Origin of the sequence: Kitasatospora sp. NPDC059088 (genome assembly GCF_042738155.1) — a bacterium.
In the GTDB taxonomy this organism is placed as follows: domain Bacteria; phylum Actinomycetota; class Actinomycetes; order Streptomycetales; family Streptomycetaceae; genus Kitasatospora.
In genome coordinates this window covers 31,458-54,249 of record NZ_JBHYGR010000032.1, presented here as the reverse complement: position 1 = coordinate 54,249, position 22,792 = coordinate 31,458, and the positions used below count along the sequence as shown (strand labels likewise).

General features: G+C 72.7%; 23 protein-coding genes and 1 pseudogene. 1 reads left to right on the top strand and 23 read right to left on the bottom strand.

Annotated elements, in window-relative coordinates; genetic code table 11:
• The 22 genes and pseudogenes from ACFWXO_RS17015 to arc all read right to left on the bottom strand — a co-directional run.
• Positions 1-204: pseudogene (locus ACFWXO_RS17015) on the bottom strand (hypothetical protein); the annotation flags it as partial.
• 77 nt (positions 205-281) lie between these two features.
• Positions 282-1,643 (bottom strand): aldehyde dehydrogenase family protein, encoded by a 1,362-nt coding sequence (locus ACFWXO_RS17010; protein WP_380524707.1) that lies wholly within the window; start codon positions 1,641-1,643, stop codon positions 282-284.
• Positions 1,644-1,680: 37 nt separating this feature from the next.
• A complete protein-coding gene (locus ACFWXO_RS17005) occupies positions 1,681-2,685 on the bottom strand; it encodes a proline racemase family protein (protein ID WP_380524706.1) in 1,005 nt (334 codons plus the stop codon).
• A 121-nt stretch (positions 2,686-2,806) separates the two neighbouring features.
• Positions 2,807-3,670 carry a dihydrodipicolinate synthase family protein gene (locus ACFWXO_RS17000; RefSeq protein ID WP_380524720.1) on the bottom strand — a complete coding sequence of 288 codons (864 nt, stop codon included), beginning with the start codon at positions 3,668-3,670 and terminating at the stop codon, positions 2,807-2,809.
• A 139-nt stretch (positions 3,671-3,809) separates the two neighbouring features.
• A complete protein-coding gene (locus tag ACFWXO_RS16995) occupies positions 3,810-5,363 on the bottom strand; it encodes an FAD-dependent oxidoreductase (protein ID WP_380524705.1) in 1,554 nt (517 codons plus the stop codon).
• Entirely contained in the window at positions 5,344-5,676 is a 333-nt protein-coding gene (locus ACFWXO_RS16990; protein WP_375890812.1) for a (2Fe-2S)-binding protein, read from the bottom strand. The genes ACFWXO_RS16995 and ACFWXO_RS16990 overlap by 20 nt, the downstream gene beginning before the upstream one ends.
• Positions 5,677-5,758: 82 nt before the next feature.
• Positions 5,759-6,919 (bottom strand): NAD(P)/FAD-dependent oxidoreductase, encoded by a 1,161-nt coding sequence (locus ACFWXO_RS16985; protein ID WP_380524704.1) that lies wholly within the window; start codon positions 6,917-6,919, stop codon positions 5,759-5,761.
• A 133-nt stretch (positions 6,920-7,052) separates the two neighbouring features.
• Positions 7,053-7,946, bottom strand: a complete 894-nt coding sequence (gene tatC / locus ACFWXO_RS16980) for a twin-arginine translocase subunit TatC (RefSeq protein WP_375890940.1) — start codon at positions 7,944-7,946, stop codon at positions 7,053-7,055.
• Positions 7,947-8,103: 157 nt separating this feature from the next.
• Positions 8,104-8,391, bottom strand: a complete 288-nt coding sequence (tatA, locus tag ACFWXO_RS16975; RefSeq protein WP_380524703.1) for a Sec-independent protein translocase subunit TatA — start codon at positions 8,389-8,391, stop codon at positions 8,104-8,106.
• Positions 8,392-8,581: 190 nt separating this feature from the next.
• Positions 8,582-8,758, bottom strand: coding sequence for a hypothetical protein (locus ACFWXO_RS16970; RefSeq protein ID WP_360230298.1), 177 nt, complete (start codon positions 8,756-8,758; stop codon positions 8,582-8,584).
• A gap of 21 nt (positions 8,759-8,779) precedes the next feature.
• The gene (locus ACFWXO_RS16965) at positions 8,780-8,986 is read right to left on the bottom strand and encodes a hypothetical protein (RefSeq protein ID WP_333493513.1); all 207 of its coding nucleotides are present in this window, start codon (positions 8,984-8,986) and stop codon (positions 8,780-8,782) included.
• Positions 8,987-9,013: 27 nt separating this feature from the next.
• The gene (locus ACFWXO_RS16960; protein ID WP_375890807.1) at positions 9,014-9,970 is read right to left on the bottom strand and encodes a helix-turn-helix transcriptional regulator; all 957 of its coding nucleotides are present in this window, start codon (positions 9,968-9,970) and stop codon (positions 9,014-9,016) included.
• On the bottom strand, positions 9,967-10,947 hold the full coding sequence (locus tag ACFWXO_RS16955) for a helix-turn-helix transcriptional regulator (RefSeq protein WP_375890805.1): 981 nt from the start codon (positions 10,945-10,947) through the stop codon (positions 9,967-9,969). The genes ACFWXO_RS16960 and ACFWXO_RS16955 overlap by 4 nt, the downstream gene beginning before the upstream one ends.
• 199 nt (positions 10,948-11,146) lie before the next feature.
• On the bottom strand, positions 11,147-11,530 hold the full coding sequence (locus ACFWXO_RS16950) for an FKBP-type peptidyl-prolyl cis-trans isomerase (RefSeq protein WP_375890804.1): 384 nt from the start codon (positions 11,528-11,530) through the stop codon (positions 11,147-11,149).
• Positions 11,531-11,691: 161 nt separating this feature from the next.
• Positions 11,692-13,011 (bottom strand): FKBP-type peptidyl-prolyl cis-trans isomerase, encoded by a 1,320-nt coding sequence (locus tag ACFWXO_RS16945; RefSeq protein WP_375890802.1) that lies wholly within the window; start codon positions 13,009-13,011, stop codon positions 11,692-11,694.
• Between the two features lie 217 nt (positions 13,012-13,228).
• Positions 13,229-14,218, bottom strand: coding sequence for an FKBP-type peptidyl-prolyl cis-trans isomerase (locus tag ACFWXO_RS16940; RefSeq protein ID WP_380524702.1), 990 nt, complete (start codon positions 14,216-14,218; stop codon positions 13,229-13,231).
• A 135-nt stretch (positions 14,219-14,353) separates the two neighbouring features.
• Positions 14,354-15,715, bottom strand: a complete 1,362-nt coding sequence (gene pafA, locus ACFWXO_RS16935) for a Pup--protein ligase (RefSeq protein ID WP_375890798.1) — start codon at positions 15,713-15,715, stop codon at positions 14,354-14,356.
• A gap of 121 nt (positions 15,716-15,836) precedes the next feature.
• Positions 15,837-16,592, bottom strand: a complete 756-nt coding sequence (gene prcA / locus ACFWXO_RS16930; protein WP_375890796.1) for a proteasome subunit alpha — start codon at positions 16,590-16,592, stop codon at positions 15,837-15,839.
• Positions 16,593-16,623: 31 nt separating this feature from the next.
• Entirely contained in the window at positions 16,624-17,466 is an 843-nt protein-coding gene (prcB, locus tag ACFWXO_RS16925) for a proteasome subunit beta (RefSeq protein ID WP_375890794.1), read from the bottom strand.
• A 163-nt stretch (positions 17,467-17,629) separates the two neighbouring features.
• A complete protein-coding gene (locus ACFWXO_RS16920; protein WP_030286125.1) occupies positions 17,630-17,848 on the bottom strand; it encodes a ubiquitin-like protein Pup in 219 nt (72 codons plus the stop codon).
• Positions 17,849-18,031: 183 nt separating this feature from the next.
• Positions 18,032-19,543, bottom strand: coding sequence for a depupylase/deamidase Dop (gene dop, locus ACFWXO_RS16915; RefSeq protein WP_375890792.1), 1,512 nt, complete (start codon positions 19,541-19,543; stop codon positions 18,032-18,034).
• A 226-nt stretch (positions 19,544-19,769) separates the two neighbouring features.
• Positions 19,770-21,536, bottom strand: coding sequence for a proteasome ATPase (arc, locus tag ACFWXO_RS16910; protein WP_380524701.1), 1,767 nt, complete (start codon positions 21,534-21,536; stop codon positions 19,770-19,772).
• Between the two features lie 285 nt (positions 21,537-21,821).
• Between arc and ACFWXO_RS16905 the strand changes: the two genes are divergently transcribed.
• Positions 21,822-22,127: a ferredoxin gene (locus ACFWXO_RS16905; protein ID WP_380524700.1), complete on the top strand. Its 306-nt coding sequence runs from the start codon at positions 21,822-21,824 to the stop codon at positions 22,125-22,127.
• Between the two features lie 22 nt (positions 22,128-22,149).
• Here the strand turns inward: ACFWXO_RS16905 and ACFWXO_RS16900 are convergent, their stop codons facing one another.
• Complete coding sequence (locus tag ACFWXO_RS16900; RefSeq protein WP_375890787.1) at positions 22,150-22,764, bottom strand: hypothetical protein; 615 nt, start codon at positions 22,762-22,764, stop codon at positions 22,150-22,152.
• Between the last annotated feature and the right edge of the window lie 28 nt (positions 22,765-22,792).

Here is a 22,792-nt window from a genome sequence, read left to right as displayed (position 1 = left end):
GGCGGCCACGCCGGGCTGCTTCACGCCCCTCCCCCGGCCCGGCCCCTCCCCGCCGCGCGCGGGGGGGGTGCGGCCGCCGCCCGGCCGGAACGGGCGGCCCCGCCGCTCGGCGACGCTGTCGCCGGGGATCGGGGGCACGCCGTCCAGCACGATCCGGAACGGCTCGCCGGCCGTGTGGTAGTCGACCGTACGGACGCACAGCACCGGCCCCGGCCCCGCACCCGGCGCCGTCCCGACCCCTGTCCCCGTCCCCGAGCCCGTCCCCGCTGCCCTGCCCGGCATCACAGCCCCCCGCCCGGCAGCACGCTGACCGTCCGGCCGACGGCGTAGAACTCCAGTGCCGCCCGGCCCTGTTCGCGCTCCCCGTGGGCCGCGCCCTTGGTCCCCCCGAACGGCAGGTGGAAGTCGACGCCGCTGGACGGGGCGTTGACCCGGATCATGCCCGCGTCCAGCCGGTCGGCGACGGCCAGCGCCGCGTCCAGGCTCCGGGTGTGCACCGAGGTGGCCAGGCTGTGCGGAGTGTCGTTGGCGAGCGCGACGGCCGCGTCCAGGTCGGCCGCCGCGTGCAGCACCGCGACCGGTCCGAAGAACTCCTCGCGCGCCAGCGGGTGTTGCGGGGGGACGTCGGCGAGCAGGGTCGGCTCGACGTACCAGCCGGCCCGGTCGGGCGCGCCCCCGCCGACCAGCACGCTCGCCCCGTCCGCGACGGCCGACTCGACCGCCGCCACCAGCCGCTCCCGCGCGTCGGCGCCGATCACCGGCCCGCAGACCGTGTCGTCCACCGCCGCCAGCGCCTTGACCAGGGCCTCGCGCAGCGGCTCGTACGCCGTCCCGACCGCGATCACCCGGCTGGTCGCCGTGCACTTCTGTCCGGCGTACCCGGCGATCGCGGCCGCGATGTGCCCGGCGGCCAGTTCCACGTCCGCGTCCGGCAGCACCAACGCCGCGTTCAGGCCGCCGAGTTCGGCCTGCACCGGCACCCCGCGCCCGGTGGCGGCCAGGACCACGGCCCGGCCGACGCCGGTGGAGCCGGTGAAGGAGACCACGTCCGCCGCCGCGACCAGCGCCGCCCCCTCCTCCGCGCCGCCGGGCAGCACCGCGAGCACGTCCGGGGGCAGCACGGCCGCGGCCAGCTCGGCCAGCCGCAGCGCGCACGCCGTCGCCTCCGGCGCGGGCTTGAGCACCGCCGTGTTGCCGACCGCCAGCGCCGGAGCGGCCTTCCAACTCGGGATCGCCAGCGGGAAGTTCCACGGCGCGATCAGCCCGGCCACCCCGTGCGGGCGGCGCCGGGTGAACAGCAGGCCCGGCCCGGCGGCGGTCTCGTGCACCGCGCCGGACGGCTCGTACGGCGCCTGGGCGTAGTAGCGCCAGATCGCCGCCGTCCGGGCGACCTCCCCCCGCGCCTCGGCGAGCGGCTTGCCGACCTCGCGCACGATCAGCGCGGCGAGTTCCTCGGCGTGCGCCTCGACCGCCTCGGCGATCCGGCCCAGCGCGGCCGAGCGGGCGCCGGCACCGGCCGCCAGCCAGCCGCCCTGGGCCGCCCGGGCCCGCCCGACGGCGGCCCGCACGGCCTCGGCGCCGGGTGCCTCGACGGCGACCACCAGGTCGGTCGGGTCGGCGGGGTTGTACGAGGTGATGGTCACAACTAGCAGCCCTTCAAAGCGCGTTCGGGAGGGAGCGTCAGAGCAGGAAGCCCGCCGGGAACGGGTCGTCCGGGTCGAGGAAGTACTGGGCGGTGCCGGTGATCCAGGCCCGCCCGGTCACGGTGGGCACCACGGCCGGCCGCCCGGCCACCTCGGTCTCCTCGACCAGCCGCCCGGTGAAGGTGGTCCCGATGAAGGAGTCGTTGCGGAAGTCCCGCCCCAGCGGGAGTTCGCCGCGCGCGTGCAGCTGGGCCATCCGGGCCGAGGTGCCGGTGCCGCAGGGCGATCGGTCGAACCAGCCGGGGTGGATGGCCATCGCGTGCCGGGAGTGCTCGGCGGTGGAGCCGGGGGCGAGCAGCTGGACGTGGTGGCAGCTGTGGATGGAGGGGTCCTCCGGGTGCACCGGCCGGTCGGGGCTCGCGTTGATCGCGTCCATCAGGGCCAGGCCGGCGTCCAGGATGTCCTGCTTGCGCTCGCGGTCGAACGGCAGCCCGAACTCGGCGAGCGGCAGGATGGCGTAGAAGTTGCCCCCGTACGCGAGGTCGTAGCCGATGGTGCCGTGGCCGGGCACCTCGATCTTGCGGTCCAGCGCGACGGAGTACGAGGCGACGTTGCGGATGGTGACGGCCTTGGCCGCGCCGCCCTCCACCCGCACCTCGGCGACCACCAGTCCGGCGGGGGTGTCCAGCCGTACCGTGGTGACCGGCTCGACCACCGGCACCATCCCGGTCTCGACCAGCACGGTGGCGACGCCGATGGTGCCGTGCCCGCACATCGGCAGCAGCCCGGAGACCTCGATGTAGAGCACCCCGAAATCGGCGTCCGGCCGGGTCGGCGGCTGGAGGATCGCGCCGCTCATCGCGGCGTGCCCGCGCGGCTCGTACATCAGCAGGGTGCGGAAGTGGTCCAGGTGCTGCTGGAAGTGCACCCGGCGTTCGGCCATGGTGGCGCCGGGGATGACGCCGAAGCCCCCGGTGATCACCCGGGTCGGCATGCCCTCGGTGTGCGAGTCGACGGCGTGGAACACGTGACGGCTGCGCATTCCGCACAACTCCTCTGACGAAGCGGTTGGTTGAGGCCGGCTGCCCGCACAGCCGGCCGTACGACGGGTGGTGCCGGTAGTACCAGTGGTGCCGGTGGTGCCGGCCCGTGTCGGGCAGGCCCTACGCCAGACCCTCCGCGAGGGCCTTCTCGGTGGCCGCGCGCACGGCCGCCTCGATCTCCGGCTCCAGCGGCTGCCGCGGCGCCCGGACCGGCCCGCCGGGGCGTCCGGCGATGTCCATGGACAGCTTGATGGCCTGGACGAACTCGGTCCTGGAGTCCCAACGCAGCAGCGAGTGCAGCGACTTGTAGAGCGGCAGCGCGGTCTCCAGGTCGTGCCCGACGGCCGCGCGGTACAGCGCCGCGGACGCCTCGGGCAGCGCGTTCGGGTACCCGGCGATCCAGCCGACGGCCCCGGCCAGCGCCAGCTCCAGCAGCACGTCGTCGGCGCCGATCAGCAGGTCCAGCCCGGGCGCCAGCTCGGCGATCTCGTAGGCCCTGCGGACGTCCCCGCTGAACTCCTTGACCGCCACGATCGAGCCCGCGCCGTGCAGTTGGGCGAGCAGCGCGGGCACCAGGTCGACCTTGGTGTCGATCGGGTTGTTGTACGCGACGACCGGCAGCCCGGCCCGGGCGACCTCCGCGTAGTGCGCCCGCACCGAGGCGTGGTCGGCCCGGTAGGCGTTGGGCGGCAGCAGCAGGACGGAGCCGGCGCCGGCCTCGGCGGCCTGCTCGGCCCAGCGGCGGGACTCGGCGCTGCCGTAGGCGGCGACCCCGGGCATGACCCGGGCGCCGTCGCCGGCCGCCTCGACCGCGACCTCGACGATCCGGGTGCGCTCCTCGGCGGTGAGCGTCTGGTACTCGCCCAGCGAGCCGTTCGGGACGACGCCGTCGCAACCGGACTCGATCAGCCAGCGGACGTGCTCGGCGTAGGCGTCGTAGTCGACGGAGAGGTCCGGGCGCAGCGGGATCGTGGTGGCGACCATGATGCCGCGCCAGGGGCGGGTGGTGTCGTGCGGGGTGATGGACACGTTGGGCTCCTTGGTGAGGTGTGACATTTTATTAACAGTGACAGGCCGGAGACAAGGGTCCCCGCCCCAGACGTTCCGACGGATCGGGCCCGGCCTACTCCCCCGGGCCGGCCGCCAGCTGCGAGAGCGGCACCGGGCAGGCCATCGGCCGCCGGTCCGCCCCCGGCTCCGCAGCGCCGGACAGGCAGGCCACGGCCGGACCGCACATCCGCCCCTGGCACCAGCCCATCCCCGCCCGGGTGAGCAGCTTGACGGTCCGGGGATCGCCCGCGCCCAACTCCTCCACCGCTTCCGCGATCCGCGCGACCGGCACCTCCTCGCACCGGCACACGTCGGTGTCCGGCCGCAGCCACCCGGTCCAGCCGGGCCCGGGCCGGTGGGCCGCCGCCATCAGCGCGGCGAACTCCCGTAGCCGGGCCCGGCGGCCCAGCAGCGCCCGCCCGGGCAGCACCCCGGCGACCGCGTACGCGGCCAGCTCCCCCTCGGCGAGCGCGAGGTCCGCACCGCCGACGCCGTTGGTCTCCCCCGCGGACCACAGGCCCGGGACGGAGGTGCGCAGCCTGGCGTCGACCCGCAGCGCGACCGCGCCGTCCGGCCCGGCGAGGGTGTCCGCGCCGAGTTCGGTGGCCAGGTCGATCTGCGGCAGCAGCCCGTGGCCGACGGCGAGCGCGTCGCAGGCGATCCGCCGCTCGGTGCCGGGCAGCGGCCGCCAGTCGGCGTCCAGCCGGGCCACGGTGACGCCGGCGACCCGGTCCGTCCCGTGCGCCTCGACCACCGCGCTGCGCGGCCGCAGCCGTACGCCGTGCCGCAGCAGCGCGCCGCCGTGGCCCGGGGCCCCCGCCCGCGGGGGGGGGGGGGGCGCCCCCCCCCCCCGCGGGCGGGGGGGGGCCCCGGGGGGCCGGCCCCCCCGCCCCCCCCCGCCCCCCCCCCCCCCCCCGCCGCCGTGCCCGGCGCCCTCGACGAGCTTGGCGGGGACGGCCGCCAGCACGCCGGGGCGCCGGGCGTACCCGAGGTAGCCGCTCGCCTCGACCACCGCCGGGACCTCCGCCCCGGCGGCGACCAGCGAGGAGGCCGCGGCGAGCAGCAGCGGTCCGCTGCCGGCCACCACGATCCGCCGGCCGGGCAGCACCAGCCCGGCCTTGAGCATGGCCTGGGCGCCGCCCGCGGTGACCACCCCGGGCAGCGTCCAGCCGGGGAAGGGCAGTTGGCGCTCGTACGCGCCGGTGGCGAGCAGCACCGCCCCGGCCCGGAGGGTGGCCCGGTCGGCGGCCTGCGGGCCGCGGGTGACGTGCAGGGCGAAGCCGTCGGCGGTCCGCTCCAGCGCCCACACCTGGTGCCCGCCGCGGAAGTCGGCCCGCGGGTGGGCTTCGAGCCGCGCGGCCAGCCCGGCGTACACCGGCCAGCGGTGGTGCAGGCGGTCCGGGCGGCTCGCGCCCAGTCCGGGCGCCGGGTGCCGGTAGTACTGCCCGCCGGGCCGGTCCGCGCCGTCCAGCAGGACGCAGCGCAGCCCGAGGTCGGCGGCGGTCACGGCGGCGGCCAGCCCGGCCGGCCCGGCCCCCACCACGGCGAGGTCGTAGGCCGACCCGGAGCGCCCGGCCGACCCCGAGCCCTCGGACGACTCGGAACGCTCAGACGGCGAGATCGGCACGACCGTGGCCCTCCTGACTGGTGACGACGGTGCCGGGCTCGGCGGGCAGCAGGCACAGCCGCTGGTTGGCCCGGCCGTCCACGGTGGCCAGGCAGTCGAAGCAGGCGCCGATCCCGCAGAACGCCCCGCGCGGCCGCCCGCCGGTCCGGGTGGTGCGCCAGGCGAGCACGCCGTCGGCCCAGAGCGCGGCGGCGATCGACTGCCCGGGCAGGGCGCGGACGGCCCGCCCGTCGAACTCGATCAGGTGCCCGGGCCCGGGGTCGGCCCCGACCAGCCCGGCAGGGGTTCGGCGACGCGTCACCGGCTTCTCCATTCCGTCGTCCAGCTCATCCGATCCGATCCGTCCACGGCCCGGCCCACACCGACACCCACGCCCGCCACCCCGCCCACGCCCGTCACCCCGCCGGGAACCGGTCGGCCCGGAACGGCGCGAGGTCCAGCTCCGGCCGCTTGCCGGTCAGTTGCTCGGCGATCAGCAGCCCGGTGGCGGGCGCCAGCCCGATCCCGGCCCCCTCGTGCCCGCAGGCGTGGTAGAGCCCCGGCACCCGGGGGTCCTCGCCGATCGCGGGCAGGTGGTCCGGCAGGTAGGGGCGGAAGCCCCGGTAGACGCGCATCACCGTGACGTCCGCGAGCACCGGGAACAGCTCCGCGGCCTGGACGGCGAGCCGGCGCAGCACCTCCTGGGAGAGGGTCCGGTCGAAGCCGACCCGCTCCCGGCTGGCGCCGATCAGCACCGGTCCGCCCGGGGTCCCCTCGACCACGGCGGAGGTCTGCAACCCGGCCGAGCCGCTGGCCACGTCCGCCACGTAGTCGGCGGCGTAGACCTTGTGCCGGACGATCCTGGGCAACGGCTCGGTGACCAGGACGAACCCGCGCCGGGGCAGCACCGGCAGGTGCACCCCCGCCAGCGCGGCCAGTTCGCCGCCCCAGGTGCCGGCGGCGTTGACCACCGCGGGGGCGGCCAGTCGGCGCCGGGTGGTCCGTACGCCGCGCACCGCGCCGTCCGGGCCGCGCTCCACGGCCGTCACGTCCTCCCCGGTGATCAGTTCGGCGCCCGCCCGGCGGGCCTCGCGCAGCAGCTGGGCGGCGGCGAGCGCGGGCTGCACCTGGGCGTCCTGGGGGTAGTGGTAGCCGCCCGCGAGCCCGGGGGCGAGGTGCGGCTCCAGCTCGCGCAGCCGCTCGGCCGGAACCTCCTCGGCGCTCACCCCGGCCGCGGCCTGCCCGGCGGCGAAGGCCCGCAGCGCCTGCTGTCCGGCCTCGGTCGAGGAGACCACGACGCCGCCCTTGGGCTCGTACTCCACGGCCGGGCCGAGCTGTTCGGCGAGTTCGCGCCAGAGCCGGGTGCTGAGCAGGGCGAGGTCGAGTTCGGGCCCGGGTTCCTTGTCGGAGACCAGCAGGTTGCCCTCGCCCGCCCCGGTGGTGCCACCGGCGACCGGCCCGCGGTCGACGACGGCGACGGCGAGTCCGGCCCGGGCGGCGTAGTAGGCACAGGCGGCGCCGACGACTCCGGCGCCGACCACGACGACGTCCAGTGGAGGTGTCCAGGTCTTCAGCACGCCAGTAATATGTCACATGCCATCTGCTCTGCCAAGAGTCCCCTGCCCTTCCCCGGAGAGTCCCCGGAACGGCGGACGGCCCCGGCCCCCGCACGAAGCGGGAACCGGGGCCGCGGCCCGATCACTCACCGGCTCAGGTGATGTCGTCCATCTGCTCCCGCCGTGCGCCCGGCACCGGAGCGGCGCCCGCCGCCGGCGTCGCCGAGGCCTCGACCGTCTCCGTACCCGCCACCGGCTGCACCGAGAGGTCCACCTCGGAGGCCTCCTCGTCGTCCAGCTCGGCGTCCGGGTCGTTCCGGCGCTTGCGCCGGTCGTTCATGATCGAGATGCCCACCGCGATGAAGTACAGCGCCCAGATCGGCGCGGCCAGCGCCAGCATGCTCAGCGGGTCGGCGCTCGGCGTCGCGAAGGCCGCGAACACCGTGATGCCCATGACCATGCCGCGCCACCAGCCGAGCAGCCGCTTGCCGGTGACCATCCCGACCTGGTTCATCATCACCAGCAGCAGCGGGAACTCGAAGGCGAGGCCGAAGACCAGCACCATCCGGGTCGCGATGTCGAGGTAGTCCTCGGGCGGCAGGATCGGCGTGGTGTTGTTCGGGGTGAACGAGATCAGCACGTCGACCGTGGTCGGCAGCACCAGGATCGCCACGGCCACACCGGCCAGGAACAGCGGCGCCCCGCAGAGCATGAAGACGACCGCGTACTTCTTCTCGTGCCTGTGCAGACCGGGCGCCACGAAGGCCCACACCTGGTACAGCCAGATCGGCACGGTCCCGACCACGCCGGCCGTCAGCGAGACCTTCAACATCCAGGTGAAACCGGCGGTCAGACCGATGTTGGAGACCTGGGCGCACTTGCCGTGGTACTGCCCGGCGGTCTCCACGGTGCAGCGCGGCAGCGGCTGCAGCAGGAAGTCCTCGATCTGCTTGTGGTAGATCGCCGCGATGACGGTGATCACCAGGATCGCCAGGACCGACTTGACCACGCGGTTGCGCAGTTCCCGCAGGTGATCGGCGAGGGCCATCCGCCCCTCAGGATCCTTGGGCGCCTTCTGCGGCGCCTTGGAGAGCTTGCTCAACCCCGGTCCTCAACTCGTGCGTCGAGGCCCGCCGGTCGACGGGCCTCCGTGGTCGCTCGCGGCACCCGTGCCGCGTACCTCGGGTACGTCACGCGCGCCGCGCTCAGTGCGGGCGCTCGCCGCCGGGCACACCCGGGGCGCCGGGCGCCGGCTCGACGATCCGGGCCTCCGGCTGCGCCGAGCCCTGCGCCGAGACCTGCGGCGGCGCGGACGGCCGGACGGCCGACGCACTGCCCTCCGGCTCCTCCTCCGAGCGCATCGCCCTGGCCTCGCTCTTGAGGATCCGCAGCGACTGCCCCAGCGAGCGCGCCAGGTCGGGCAGCCGCTTGGCCCCGAACAGCACGACGGCCACCACCACGACCACCACGATCGCGGTCATCGAGAAGCGCATGCGCCGACCACCTTCAGCATCCGCGGCCCGACAGGCCGCCCGCCGCGGATGGTAACCGCTGCGGATGACGCCCCGACGACGGCCGCCCGAACAGGACAGCGGCCCCGACCGGCAGGACTGGAGCCACTGAGAGCGTAACCCGGCCTCACCTCAGGACAGCAGCCCCCGTACCGCCGATGACCCGGCCGTGCTATCGGGCGGGAACGGCCTCGGCCAGCTCCCCCGCCGCCTCGGCCAGCGCCCGGGACGCCGCGTCCACGCCCTTGGCCAGCGCCCGCACGTCCAGCCAGAGCCGGATCGCGAGGACCCCGAGGACCAGCAGGCCCGCGGTGGCGAGCAGGACGGCGGCGACGAGCATCCAGGACATGCGCCCCACCCTATACGGGGGTCACCCCTCCGCCGGGACGAGCCGCATGGTGCGCACCCCGGCCGCGGTGAGCGCCTCGACGATCTTCTCGCCGGCCGGTTTGCGGACCGCCGCCCCGCAGAGCGGGCAGCCGAAGCTGTAGTGCGCCTGCGCGGGAGTCCGGCCGAGGGTCAGCCGGAACTCCTCGGCCGGGAGCTCGACCTTCTCCCGGCACTGCGAGCAGTACACCTTGAATCTCGTCCCGGGCTCCACCGCTCAGTCCCGCCCCTCCCCGTAGGCGGCCAGCGCCTCCCGCGCGGCCGAGCGCGCCTGCTCGGCCGGCTCGGGCGGCGAGACGATCCGGCCGTCCCGGCCCAGCCGCAGCGCCAGCGGGCGCAGCTGGGAGGGGTCGGCGCTGCGCAGGGTGATCCGCAGCCCCCCGTCGGGCAGTTCCTCGGCCCGGTCGTGGGTGTAGTACTCGGCGACCCAGCGGCCGCCGGAGGAGACCTCGACCACCACCTCCGGGTCGTCGGCGGCCGGGTTGACCAGCCCGCCGCTGAGGTCGCGCGGCTCGCGCCGGGGCGGGTCGGCCGGGACGTCCAGGACGCGGATCTCGGCGACCCGGTCCAGCCGGAACATCCGGTGGTCCTCCGAGGTGCGGCACCAGGCTTCCAGGTAGGTGTGGCCCTCGGTGAGCAGCCGGATCGGGTCGACCTCGCGCTCGGTCATCCCGCCGCGCCCGTGCGAGTAGTAGCGCAGCCAGAGCCGGCGGCCCTCGCTGAGCGCGCGGTCGATGTCGGCGAAGACGTGGCTCTCGGCCTCGAAGGTCACGCCGACCCGGGCGCTGCCCTCGGCGCTCTCCCCCGCGGCGTTCTCGATCTTGGCGACGGCCCGGGTGAGGGCCTCCCGGTCCCCGGCCCGCAGACCGGGCAGCCCGGCCACCGCCCGGGCGGCCACCAGCAGCGCGGTCGCCTCGTCGGCGGCCAGCCGCAGCGGCTGGGCCACGTCGTCGACGTTGTGCCACCAGATCCGCTCGCCGTCGGTGTCGATGTCGAGCAGGTCACCGCCGCGGAAGCTGGTGCCGCACATCGGCAGCACGTTGAGGTCCGCGATCAGCTCGCGCTCGCTGATCCCGAACGCGCGCGCCACCTCGGCGACCTCGGCCCCGGGCCGCTCGCGCAGGTAGGTGACCAGCGACAGCATCCGTCGCGTCTGGTCGATCGCATTGCTCATGCCCGAACGTCCTCCGTGTCCAGCCCCGCGACCGCCCGCAGCCGGTCGATGACATCCGCCCGCAGCTCCTCCGGGCCGAGCACCAGCACGTCGGGCCCGAACTCCGCGAGGTCGGCGCCCAGCCCGTTGCCGTACGGGATCTCCAGCTCGTCCCAGACCTCGTCGACCCGGGTGCTGCCGAGCGCCTTGGTGCGCAGCGGGAAGCCCGCGCCCCGGCGGACCCGGACGGTCGCGGTGGCGGTGGCCCCCTCACCGGCGAACTTGGCCACGGTGGCCCGGACGTCCACGTGCTCGGGCACGGTGCCCAGGAACGCCCCGCTCCTGGCCTTCACCCTGCCGGTGATCCGGCTGAGCCGGAACACCCGGGCGTCGCCGCGGTCCCGGTCGTACCCGGCCAGGTACCAGTGCCCGCGCCAGCACTCCAGCGCCCACGGCTCGACGCTGCGCTGCTCGACGGCCGCGGCACCGGCCTTGCGGTACTCGAAGGTGACCGGGCGGCGGTCCCGGGCGGCGGTGAGCAGCGGCTCGAACGCGGCCTCCCGGGCGGGGATGCGCGGCTCCAGGGCGGTCCGGCCCTCGGCCTCGGTGAACGGCACCCCGGCCGCGCGCAGCTTCTGCAGCGCGCCGCTGGCCGCGCCGGACATCTTGGCCTGCTGCCAGACCCGGGCGGCCAGGGTCAGCGCGGCCGCCTCCTCGGCGTCCAGCGCGATCTCCGGCAGCCGGTTGCGGTCGGCGCGGGCGAGGTAGCCCAGCTCACCGTCCAGCGTGCTCTCGTCGACGTCGATCACCAGGCCGAGCTCGCGCAGGTCGTCCTTGTCCCGCTCGAACATCCGGTTGAAGGCGTCCTCGCTGCTGTTCTGCCAGGCTTCGCGGTAGGCCTCGATGGATTCCCGCAGCTCCTTCTTGGAGAGCGGACGTCTGGTGTTCATCAGGCACAGGGCGAGATTCATCAGCCGCTCTGCCTTGGCGATCGCCATCGCTGACCCTTCCGGTGTGCCGCGCCGCGCGCGGGGTGCGCCAACCGGGCGATCCCCACCCGGCGGGACCGACCGTACCGGTAGCGGTACGCACTGCAAAAGCCGCGTCCCGCGGCCGGTCCCCGGGAGCCGCCGTCCGGGCCCGGGAACGGCCTCGGGCCGGGCCCCCGAAGGGGTCCGGCCCGAGGTCACAGCAGGCTCAGACGGCCAGCAGGTCGACCACGAAGATCAGGGTCGAACCCGCCGGGATGAGCGGCGACGGCGACTGGTTGCCGTACGCCAGGTGCGACGGGATGGTCAGCTCGCGACGGCCGCCGACCTTCATGCCCTTGACGCCCTGGTCCCAGCCCTTGATGACCCGGCCGCCGCCCAGCGGGAAGCGGAACTCGTTGGGGCTCCGGTTCCAGCTCGCGTCGAACTCCTCGCCGGTCTCGAAGGTCACGCCGACGTAGCGGACGCTGACGTTCTGACCCGGCTTGGCCTCCTCGCCGTCACCGACGACGATGTCGCGGATCTGCAGCTCGGTCGGGGCGTCGCCGATCGGGAAGTCGATCTCGGGCTTCTCGTTCAGGTTCACAGCCATGGTCCCTCTTCTCACGTTCCCAAATTCCCTACACGACCAAGCGGCGGACACCCGTGCCGCGGTCCGTCCGGACCACGGTACGGGCGCCCGCCGCCCGCCGGGACGCGGCCACGCGGCCGCACCCGAAGGTCACACGCGCACCATTGTCCCCGAAAAGTCGATCAGCCCTGACCGGCGTCCAGGATGTCCACCACGAAGACCAGGGTCGCACCGGGCGGGATGTCGCCCTGGCCCTTGTCGCCGTAGCCCAGCGAGGCCGGGATCACCAGCTCGACCCGGCTGCCGACGGTCTGGCCCGTCAGCCCCTGGTCCCAGCCCTGGATGACCTGGCCGCCGCCGACCGCGAAGGAGAACGCCTGGCCCTTGCTGAGCGAGGAGTCGAAGACCTTGCCGTCCTTGGCCAGCGCGCCGGTGTACTGGACGACGACCTTCTCGCCCTTCTCCACCGCCGGCCCGGTGCCCTTGATCAGGACGTGGGTCTTCAGCTCGGTCGGGTCCTTGGCCCCGGCCACCGGGGTGATGTCGGCCGGCTTCTTGCCGTTGTCCTTGACCTGCGGGAAGTCGGCCGGCGGCGGGGTGACGGTGCCGCTGACCACCGCGTCGGGCGCGTTGGCGTTGCGGACGTCGATCACGAAGATCAGGTTGTCCTTCGGGCCGATCGACATGTCCGGCTTGCCCTGGGAGCCGAAGCCGGCCGCCGGCGGGGCCACCACCAGCAGTCGGCTGCCGGCCTTCTTCCCCATCACGGCCTGGTCCAGCGCGGGGATCAGCGCGTCGGTGCCGGCCTGGAAGATCTGCGGCTTGCCCTTGTCGTCGTACGAGCTCGGGATGTCCTTGCCGGTGTTCCAGTCCTTGGCGGTGTAGTCCACCGAGGTCCAGGAGTTCTTGTCCACCTTGGGGCCGTTGCCCTCGGACAGCACCTTCACCACGAAGGAGCCGTCGGAGGCCTCGCCCGGCACCTGGATCTCGGCCTTCTTGCCGAAGTCACCGGTGACGGTCGGCAGCACCTTGGCGCTGTCCTTGATCGGCGGCACCGGCTCGGCGGTCGGCGTGGGCGGCGCGGACTTCGTCGCGTCCGGCTGGGCGGCCGAGGCGGTGTCCTTCGACGAGTCCTTGTTCACCATGTACAGCGTGATGCCGCTGCCGACCAGCAGCACGGCGAGCACCGTGCCGAGGATCACGCCCAGCTTGCCGACGCCGGGCGGGTTCTCGTCGTACCCCGCCTCCGAGCTGTCGGCCTTGCGCACGTTGCTGGCGAAGATCTGCGGGGCCTCGTCGTCGTCCGACTTGGGTCCGGCCGCGCGCGGCTTGTCACCGGGCTGCGCCCAGCCCGCCTGCTGCGCGAGGATCGCCGGGGGCACGACGATCGACTCACGGTCCGCCGTGGCCTGCCCTCCCGGGCGGGAGGCGGCCGGGTCACCCGCAGAGCCGTCGTTCGCCGCGGTGCCGGCCGCGCCCGGGCTCGGCGTCTTCTCAGTCATGACTCCCCATCCATCTCGCCACGAGGTCTTCCAGGTCTGCGCCCGGCGTGGTGAGCGCCGGCCTGCCGCCGTACCCGTCCGCCCCGGACCCCGGCGCCGGGCGGCGCCTGCCACAGTGCGAGGGCAGTATGACAGCTCAGGATGAGGACGGACGCTTTGTTGTACGAGCGTCCGCCCAAGCGTACGGAATCCTCCCGGCGACTTCCTAGAGCGCCCGCTAGACCGCTTCCAGAATGTCGATCACGAAGACCAGCGTGGAGTTCGGCGGCACCGACCCCTGGGCCTGGTCCTTGTAGCCCAGGGCCGGCGGCACCACCAGCAGCACCCGGCTGCCCACGTTCTGCCCCACCAGCCCCTTGTCCCAGCCCTCGATCACGCTGCCGGTGCCGATCTGCACGGCCTGCGCCCCGCCGTGGGTCCAGGAGGCGTCGAACTGCTGCCCGTTGCCCCACAGCACCCCGGTGTACTGCACGATCAGGGTCTGCCCGGTCTTGACCTGCTTGCCCTCGCCCTTGATCAGCACGGCCTGCTGGAGGTCGGCGGGGGCGGCCTGCCCGGCCGGGACGGTGATCCCCGCCGGTGCCTTCCCGTTGTCCTTGACCTGCGGCAGCGTCGCGGCGGGCTGGGTCATGTTGCCGGTCAGCGTGGAGTCCTGCGGCAGCGCCTCCACGATGTCCAGCACGAAGACCACGGTGTCGCCCTTGTTGACGCCCAGCTGGGTGGAGCCCTGCTCGCCGAAGGCGGCCGCCGGCGGGGCCACCACCAGCAGCCGGGTGCCCACCTTCTTGTCGATCACGGTCTGGTCCAGCGCCGGCACCAGCTGCCCGCTGCCGGCCTGGTAGAGCTGGGGCTTGCCGTTGTCGTCGTACGAGCTGGGCAGGTCCTTGCCGGTGGTCCAGTCCTTCGCCGTGTAGTTGACCGTCACCCAGTCGCCCTTGCCGACCGTCGACCGCTCACCGTCCGTCACCGTGTTCACCACGAACTGGCCGCTGGGCTGCTGGCCCTCGGGGATGGTGATGGTGGCCTTGCTGCCGAAACCACCACCCGAAAGAGTGGGCATCGGGGAGGCCTCGCCCACCGGCGCCGGCACCGTCGGGGCCGCGCTCGGGGTGGACGGCGTCGCCGGTCCGGCCGCCTTGGGCGAGCTGCTGCAAGCGACCGCGAGCAGCAGCGGCAGGGTGAGAAGCAAACCGGCGGTGCGGCGCACGGTGGTCCTAACTGTCGGTCGAAGTCGGCTCTCCCGACTCGACGGACAGCGTATGCCCGGCATGCGTCCGGCCCCGGTAGACACCACCGGGGCCGGTCAACGCCGAGGGCACGGCGGTCGGTCACACGCCGACGGTCACATGCCGGCGATCAGCTTCTCCACCCGCTCGTCCACCGAACGGAACGGGTCCTTGCACAGCACGGTGCGCTGCGCCTGGTCGTTCAGCTTGAGGTGCACCCAGTCCACCGTGAAGTCCCGGCGCTGCTCCTGCGCCCGGCGGATGAAGTCCCCGCGCAGCCGGGCCCGGGTGGTCTGCGGCGGGACGGACTTGGCCTCGAAGGTCTTGAGGTCGGTGGTCACCCGCTTCGCCTGGCCCTTGCCCTGGAGCAGGTAGAACAGGCCGCGCCGGCGGTGGATGTCGTGGTACGCGAGGTCGATCTGGGCGACCCGCGGGTTGGACATGCTCATCTCGTGCTTCTCGCGGTAGCGCTCGATGAGCTTGTACTTCATGATCCAGTCGATCTCGGTGGCCACCGTGTCGAGGCGCTCGGTGCGCACCGCCTCCAGGGTGCGGCCCCACAGTTCGAGCACCTGGGCGATGGTGCCGGTGTTGATGCCCTTGCGGTCGGCGAACTCCAGGGCCTTGCTGTAGTACTCCTCCTGGATGTCCAGCGCGCTGGCCTCCCGGCCGTTGGCCAGGCGCACCTGGTGGGTGCCGGTGAGGTCGTGGCTGACCTCGCGGATCGCCCGGATCGGGTTCTCCAGGGTGAGGTCGCGCATCACCACGCCGGCCTCGATCAGCCGCAGCACCAGGTCGGTGGAGCCCACCTTGAGCAGGGTGGTGGTCTCCGACATGTTGGAGTCGCCGACGATCACGTGCAGCCGGCGGTAGCGCTCGGCGTCCGCGTGCGGCTCGTCCCTGGTGTTGATGATCGGGCGGGAGCGGGTGGTGGCGGAGCTGACGCCCTCCCAGATGTGCTCGGCCCGCTGGCTGACGCAGAACACCGCGCCGCGCGGGGTCTGCAGCACCTTGCCCGCGCCGCAGATCAGCTGGCGGGTGACCAGGAAGGGGATGAGCACGTCGGCCAGCCGGGAGAACTCGCCGTGCCGGGCCACCAGGTAGTTCTCGTGGCAGCCGTAGGAGTTGCCGGCCGAGTCGGTGTTGTTCTTGAAGAGGTAGACGTCCCCCGCGATGCCCTCCTCGTGCAGCCGCCGTTCGGCGTCCACCAGGAGTCCTTCGAGGATCCGCTCGCCCGCCTTGTCGTGCGTGACCAGCTCGGTCACGTCGTCGCACTCGGGGGTGGCGTACTCGGGGTGGGAGCCGACGTCGAGGTAGAGCCGGGCGCCGTTGCGCAGGAACACGTTGCTGCTGCGGCCCCAGGAGACGACCCGGCGGAACAGGTACCGCGCGACCTCGTCCGGCGACAGCCGACGCTGCCCGCGGAACGTACAGGTCACGCCGTACTCGTTCTCCAGCCCGAAAATCCGGCGGTCCATGAGCACTCCATTCTCTGTCGGAGCTGTCCGAAACCGCCTCCACGACGACTGGGCCGCCGCAGGGGCACCGGAGTCCCGTACGCCGGCGGTCCGGCCGCCGTACGGGACTCCGCAGGCACTGCTACTCCGGCGCGCTCGCCGCCGGGTTCTCGTCGTCGTCCGACTCGGCGGACTGGTCCCCGTCGAGCAGCCGGCCGAGCTGGTTGCCCAGGATCCGCTTGAACTTGCGCTGCTGGAACCGCTGGCGGTCGAGGACCGCGACCTCCAGTTGTTCCGGGGTGAGGGCGCGCGGGCTGCCCCCGTTGGGGTCGCGGGCGAGCGAGTCGACCGCGACCTTCACCGCCTCGGTGAGGCTCAGTCCGGCGCGGTGGCGCTGGCCCAGGTAGTTGCCGATCGAGTCGGCGTTGCCGCCGACCACGACGTAGTTCTTCTCGTCGACGACCGAGCCGTCCGGCGTGAGCCGGTAGATCTGGTCATTGTCGGCGGTGCGGCCGACCTCGGCGACGATCAGCTCGACCTCGTACGGCTTCTCGCCGACCGAGGAGAAGATGGTGCCCAGGGTCTGGGCGTACACGTTGGCCAGGCCGCGGGCGGTGACGTCGGCCCGGTCGTAGGAGTAGCCGCGCAAGTCGGCGTAGCGGACGCCGCCGATGCGCAGGTTCTCGAACTCGTTGTAGCGGCCGACCGCCGCGAAGGCGATCTTGTCGTAGATCTCGGAGACCTTGTGGAGCGCCCGGGAGGTGTTCTCGGCGACGAAGACGATGCCGTCGGCGTAGGTGAGCACGACCACGCTGCGGCCGCGAGCGATGCCCTTGCGGGCGTACTCCGCGCGGTCCGCCATGGCCTGCTGGGGCGAGACGTAGAACGGTGTCGACACCGGCGGTCGTCCCTTTCCTGTGAGGTGATGGCTAGATCAGCGGGGCCTGCGGGCCGTTGGGCCGGGTCAGGCGCTCGTCGGTGATGGCGACCGCGATCGCCGCGACCTCCGCGTTGTCGAGCCGGCGGAAGCCGTCCGCGGTGATCAGCGAGACGATCGGGAAGATCTTGCGGGCGAGGTCCGGGCCGCCGGTGGCGGAGTCGTCGTCGGCCGCGTCGTAGAGCGCCTGGACGACCAGGGTGGCGGCCTGCTCGGCCGTCAGGTCGTCGCGGTAGAGCTTCTTGAGCGAGCCGCGGGCGAAGACCGAGCCCGAGCCGGTGGCGGTGAAGCCGTGCTCCTCGGAGCGCCCGCCGGTGACGTCGTAGTTGAAGATCCGGCCGCGGCCGAGGTCGAGGTCGTAACCGGCGAAGATCGGCACCACCGCGAGGCCCTGCATCGCCATGCCGAGGTTGCCCCGGATCATGGTGGTGAGCCGGTTGGCCTTGCCCTCCAGGGAGAGCACCGCGCCCTCGATCTTCTCGTAGTGCTCCAGTTCCAGCTGGAACAGCCGGACCATCTCGACCGCGAGGCCGGCGGTGCCGGCGATGCCGACGGCGCTGTACTCGTCCGCCGGGAAGACCTTCTCGATGTCACGCTGGGCGATGACGTTGCCCATGGTCGCGCGGCGGTCACCGGCGATCACCACGCCGCCGTCGAAGACCGCGGCCACGATCGTGGTCCCGTGCGGGGCCTCGACCACGGAGCCTTCGGGGAGCCCGCGGTGGCCGGGCAGCAGCTCCGGCCGGTGCTCGGCGAGGAAGTCCAGGAACGAGGAGGACCCCGGGGTCAGGAAGGCAGCCGGTAGACGCCCGGTGCCACGAGTGTTGGCTTCCACACGATTCCTTCCAGGTAGCTTGAAGCGCGCATTGCCCGCACCCTACCCGCCGACGATCATCGTCCAACGCGTGGAGGGGCCGGTGCCGGGACGGCCGGGCGGACGGCGCCGCCCGACCGTCCCGGACGGTCACGACCGTGAATTCCCGATGACCGGGTACGGGCTATTGCCCGCCCTTCTGCACGAATCCCCGGACGAAATCCTCGGCGTTCGACTCGAGCACTTCGTCGATTTCGTCGAGCACCGCGTCGACGTCGTCGCTCAACTTTTCCTGGCGTTCCTTGAGGTCGTCGGAATTCTGGGTTTCCGCGACCTGCTCCTCGACCTCCTCGGAGGAGCGGTTTGCCCGCTGCTGGCCGCCGCCGGTGTCCTTGCTCGCCATTTCCCTCACCCCGCTCGAATCGTCTGGCACGGTTTGGTCGGTCGGTCGTTGCCGGTTGGCACCGACCCTATACACAAGGTGCGACTGCCGCTCCCGGTTTGCCGGTGGTGCTCCCTGTCCAACACCCGCTGCCACCCCGGATGATTCCCATTCGGCGGACGTTCACCCGTGGTGATCGAAAAGTTACCCGCCGGAGAGGACGCGCAGCAGGTCCTCCGCCGTACGGCAGCGGTCCAGCAGCTCCTTGACGTGGTTGCGGGTGCCGCGCAGCGGCTCCAGGGTGGGCACCCGCTGGAGCGAGTCCCGGCCCGGCAGGTCGAAGATGACCGAGTCCCAGGAGGCCGCCGCGACGTGCTCCGCGTACTGCTCCAGGCAGCGGCCGCGGAAGTACGCCCGGGTGTCCTCCGGGGGCTTGGAGACGGCCCGTTCGACCTCTTCCTCGGTCAGCAGCCGCTCGAACCTGCCGCGGGCCACAAGACGGTTGTAGAGGCCCTTCTCGGGCCGCACGTCGCTGTACTGGAGGTCCACCAGGTGCAGCCGCGGGTTGTCCCACTCCAGGGCGTCCCGGCTGCGGTAGCCCTCCAGGATCTCCCGCTTGGCGATCCAGTCCAGTTGCCGGGAGAGCGACATCGGGTCGCGCTCCAGCCGCCCGAGGACGTCCTCCCAGCGGGCCAGCACGTCCAGGGTCTGCTCGTCGGCGTCGGTGCCGAAGCGGTCCTCGACGTACTTGCGGGCCAGTTCGAAGTACTCCAGCTGGAGTTGGACGGCGGTGAGCTTGCGCCCGTTGCGCAGGGTGATCAGGTGCTTGAGCGTCGGGTCGTGGGAGACCCGGTGCAGGGTGCGCACCGGTTGGTCGATCGCGAGGTCGGAGGCGATGAAGGAGTCCTCGATCATCGACAGGACCAGCGAGGTGGTGCCCAGCTTGAGGTAGGTGGAGATCTCGGAGAGGTTGGCGTCCCCGATGATCACGTGCAGCCGGCGGTACTTCTCGGCGTCGGCGTGCGGTTCGTCCCGGGTGTTGATGATCGGGCGCTTGAGGGTGGTCTCCAGGCCGACCTCGACCTCGAAGTAGTCCGCCCGCTGGCTGATCTGGAAGCCGTTCGCCGAGCCGTCCTGGCCGATGCCGACCCGGCCGGCGCCGGTGACCACCTGGCGGGAGACGAAGAACGGGGTGAGGTGGCGGACGATGTCGGCGAACGGCGTCGCCCGCTTCATCAGGTAGTTCTCGTGGGTGCCGTAGGAGGCGCCCTTGTTGTCGGTGTTGTTCTTGTACAGGTGGATGTTCTGCCCGTTGGGCAGTTCCAGCGCCCGCAGCGCGGCGGCCGCCATGATCCGCTCGCCGGCCTTGTCCCAGAGCACGGCGTCGCGCGGGTTGGTCACCTCGGGCGAGCTGTACTCGGGGTGCGCGTGGTCCACGTAGAACCGGGCCCCGTTGGTCAGGATGACGTTGGCGAGGCCGATGTCCTCGTCGGTCAGCTGGCTGGCGTCCGCCACCTCGCGCGCGAGGTCGAAGCCCCGCGCGTCGCGCAGCGGGTTCTCCTCCTCGAAGTCCCAGCGGGCCCGCCGTGCCCGGTGCATCGCCGCCGCGTACGCGTTGACGATCTGGGACGAGGTGAGCATGGCGTTGGCGTTGGGGTGCCCGGGCACGGAGATCCCGTACTCGGTCTCGATGCCCATCACGCGCCGTACGGTCATGCGGCCCTCCTTGCCCGGTGCCCCGCCCCCGGCGGGCGGAACACGCTGACGTACCGCTGAACAACACCGGCGCCGGACATCTGCCCGCGGACGGTGGGTCGAGCCTATTTCCGTGCCGTACGGCGGGCCCCGAGACGCGCCGTCCGGCTGCGGGGCCGCGAGGCGCCACAGCCGGACGGGGTGCGTACAGCTCCGGGGACCGTCGCCGGCCCGGACAACCGCGTGCTTACAGGTACTGCCCCGTGTTGGCGACAGTGTCGATCGAGCGGCCGGACTCGGCGCCCTGCTTACCGGTGACCAGCGTGCGGATGAAGACGATCCGCTCGCCCTTCTTGCCGGAGATGCGGGCCCAGTCGTCCGGGTTGGTGGTGTTCGGCAGGTCCTCGTTCTCCTTGAACTCGTCCACGCAGGCGGCGAGCAGGTGGGAGACGCGCAGACCGCGCTGACCGTGGTCGAGGAAGTCCTTGATGGCCATCTTCTTCGCCCGGTCGACGATGTTCTGGATCATGGCGCCGGAGTTGAAGTCCTTGAAGTACAGGACCTCCTTGTCACCGTTGGCGTAGGTGACCTCCAGGAAGCGGTTCTCCTCGGTCTCCGAGTACATCCGCTCCACGACCGACTGGATCATCGCCGCCACCGTGGCCCCGACGGAGCTGTCGTGCTCCTTGAGGTCGTCCGGGTGGAACGGCAGCGAGTCCTTGAGGTACTTGGAGAAGATGTCCTTCGCGGCCTCGGCGTCCGGGCGCTCGATCTTGATCTTGACGTCCAGGCGGCCGGGCCGCAGGATCGCCGGGTCGATCATGTCCTCGCGGTTCGAGGCGCCGATGACGATGACGTTCTCCAGGCCCTCCACGCCGTCGATCTCGGCGAGCAGCTGCGGGACGATGGTGTTCTCCACGTCCGAGCTGACACCGGAACCGCGGGTGCGGAACAGGGACTCCATCTCGTCGAAGAAGACGATGACGGGCGTGCCCTCGCTCGCCTTCTCCCGGGCCCGCTGGAAGACCAGCCGGATCTGCCGCTCGGTCTCGCCCACGTACTTGTTGAGCAGCTCCGGGCCCTTGATGTTGAGGAAGTAGCTCTTCCCCTGGGGGCGGCCGGTGACCTCGGCGACCTTCTTGGCCAGCGAGTTGGCGACCGCCTTGGCGATCAGCGTCTTGCCGCAGCCGGGCGGGCCGTAGAGCAGCACGCCCTTGGGCGGACGCAGCTCGTACTCCTTGAAGAGGTCGGCGTGCAGGTACGGCAGCTCGACCGCGTCGCGGATCAGCTCGATCTGGTTGCTCAGGCCGCCGATCTGGCGGTAGTCGATGTCCGGGACCTCTTCGAGGACCAGCTCCTCGACCTCGGACTTCGGCACCACCTCGTACACGTAGCCGGAGCGGGGCTCCAGCAGCAGTGCGTCCCCCGCCCGGACGGTGATGTCCCGCAGCGGTTCGGCGAGGCGCACCACCCGCTCCTCGTCGGTGTGGCCGATGACCAGGGCGCGCTCGCCGTCCTCGAGGACCTCCTTGAGGGTGACGATCTCGCCGATGCGCTCGAAGGCCATCGCGTCCACGATGTTGAGGGCCTCGTTGAGCATCACTTCCTGGCCGCGCCGCAGTTCGTCGAGGGCGACGTTCGGGCTGACGTTGACGCGGAGCTTGCGACCGCCGGTGAAGATGTCGGCGGTACCGTCCTCGTTCGCCTCGAGGAAGGTGCCGAAACCGGCCGGGGGCTGTGCCAGCCGGTCCACCTCCTCCTTGAGGGCCACGATCTGGTCGCGGGCCTCGCGCAGGGTGGAGGCGAGTCGTTCGTTCTGGGCGGTCACGCCGGCCAGGTTGGTCTGGAGCTCGACGATCCGCTCTTCGAGGATTCTCGAATTGCGCGGCGAGTCGGCGAGCTTGCGGCGCAGTACGGCGATTTCCTGCTCAAGGTACGAGACCTGAGCGGCCTCGTCGGAACCACGAGCGGGCCTGCCGGTGCTGCGGTTGTAGTCGTCATCGTGGGCTGCCACGGTCCTCACCTCCTCCGGGGAGCTGGACGCTTCCAGACCCTACCTGGGACCAGGGGTCCGTAAACCCCTAGATCAAGAAAGATGGAACGGGCGTGTCCGATCTTCGCCCCAGCGTGCTTCCCCTCTGCTAAGGGGATACCCACCGCGCACCACCCAAAGCGGGCCAGATGTATCGTCGGGCGAAGTGATATCCGATCGCGACCGCGGTAGTGGGTCCGATCGTTGTACGAATGGCGGGATTGCCCCCGGAATAGGGGCGACCCGGGACAGAAACGGCAGGGGACCATGTCGGTGACCGAGCAGAACGCGGCAGCGGCCGACGAGCTGGAGGTGTGGATCGACCAGGATCTGTGCACCGGCGACGGCATCTGCGTCCAGTACGCACCGGAGGTCTTCGAGCTGGACATCGACGGACTCGCGTACGTGAAGGGCGAGGACGACGAACTGCGCCAGCAGCCCGGGGAGACCGCCCCGGTGCCGCTGACGCTCCTTCAGGACGTGGTGGACTCGGCGAAGGAGTGCCCCGGCGACTGCATCCACGTGCGCCGGGTCGCCGACCGGGTCGAGGTCTACGGGCCCGACGCCGACTAGCGGTTCGGGCCGCGCGGAGGGTTCAGGTCGCGCTGACCGGGGCGGCGGTCTGGGAGCGTTCCCAGCCGCCGCCCCGGTGCGTCCAGGTGAGGTCGAGTGAGAGGTCGGGGCGGAAGCGCGGCACCTCGTCGCTCGAATACCCCTGCGCGCGGCCGGTGATGGCGCCGTCGGAGCGCACCGTGAGCCGGCTCAGGGTGAGGTTCTCCCGGTCGGTCAGCAGGGTGGCGACCACCACCGGGCGCTGGTCCGGGCCGAAGCCGAGCAGGTAGACGGAGTCCGGCGGGGTGCCGGTGTCGGTGCCGCACTGCGCGGCGACGACCGTACCGGGACGGCCGTCGCCCAGTTCGGCGGGCACGCTGAGCACCGTCCTGACCGGGAACGGGCCGCAGTCCATGGGCAGTTGGGCCTTGGCCGGATCGGGGGCCGCACCGGCCGCGAGCGCCTTGGGGGCGCCGCCGCGGGCGGGCAGCGGGGTGCCGGTCGCCGGGGAGGCGGCGAGTGCGGCGGCCACCACCGCGCCGCAGCCGGCCAGGGCGAGGGCCCAGTGCCAGGGTGCGGTCCGCGCGTGACCGGGCCGGGTGCGGCCCTGCGGTGTCTGCTGTCCGGCCGTCGCCGTCGTCCCGACCGCGGTCTCCACCCGGCGTCCCCTCCAGAGCTCCAGGAGC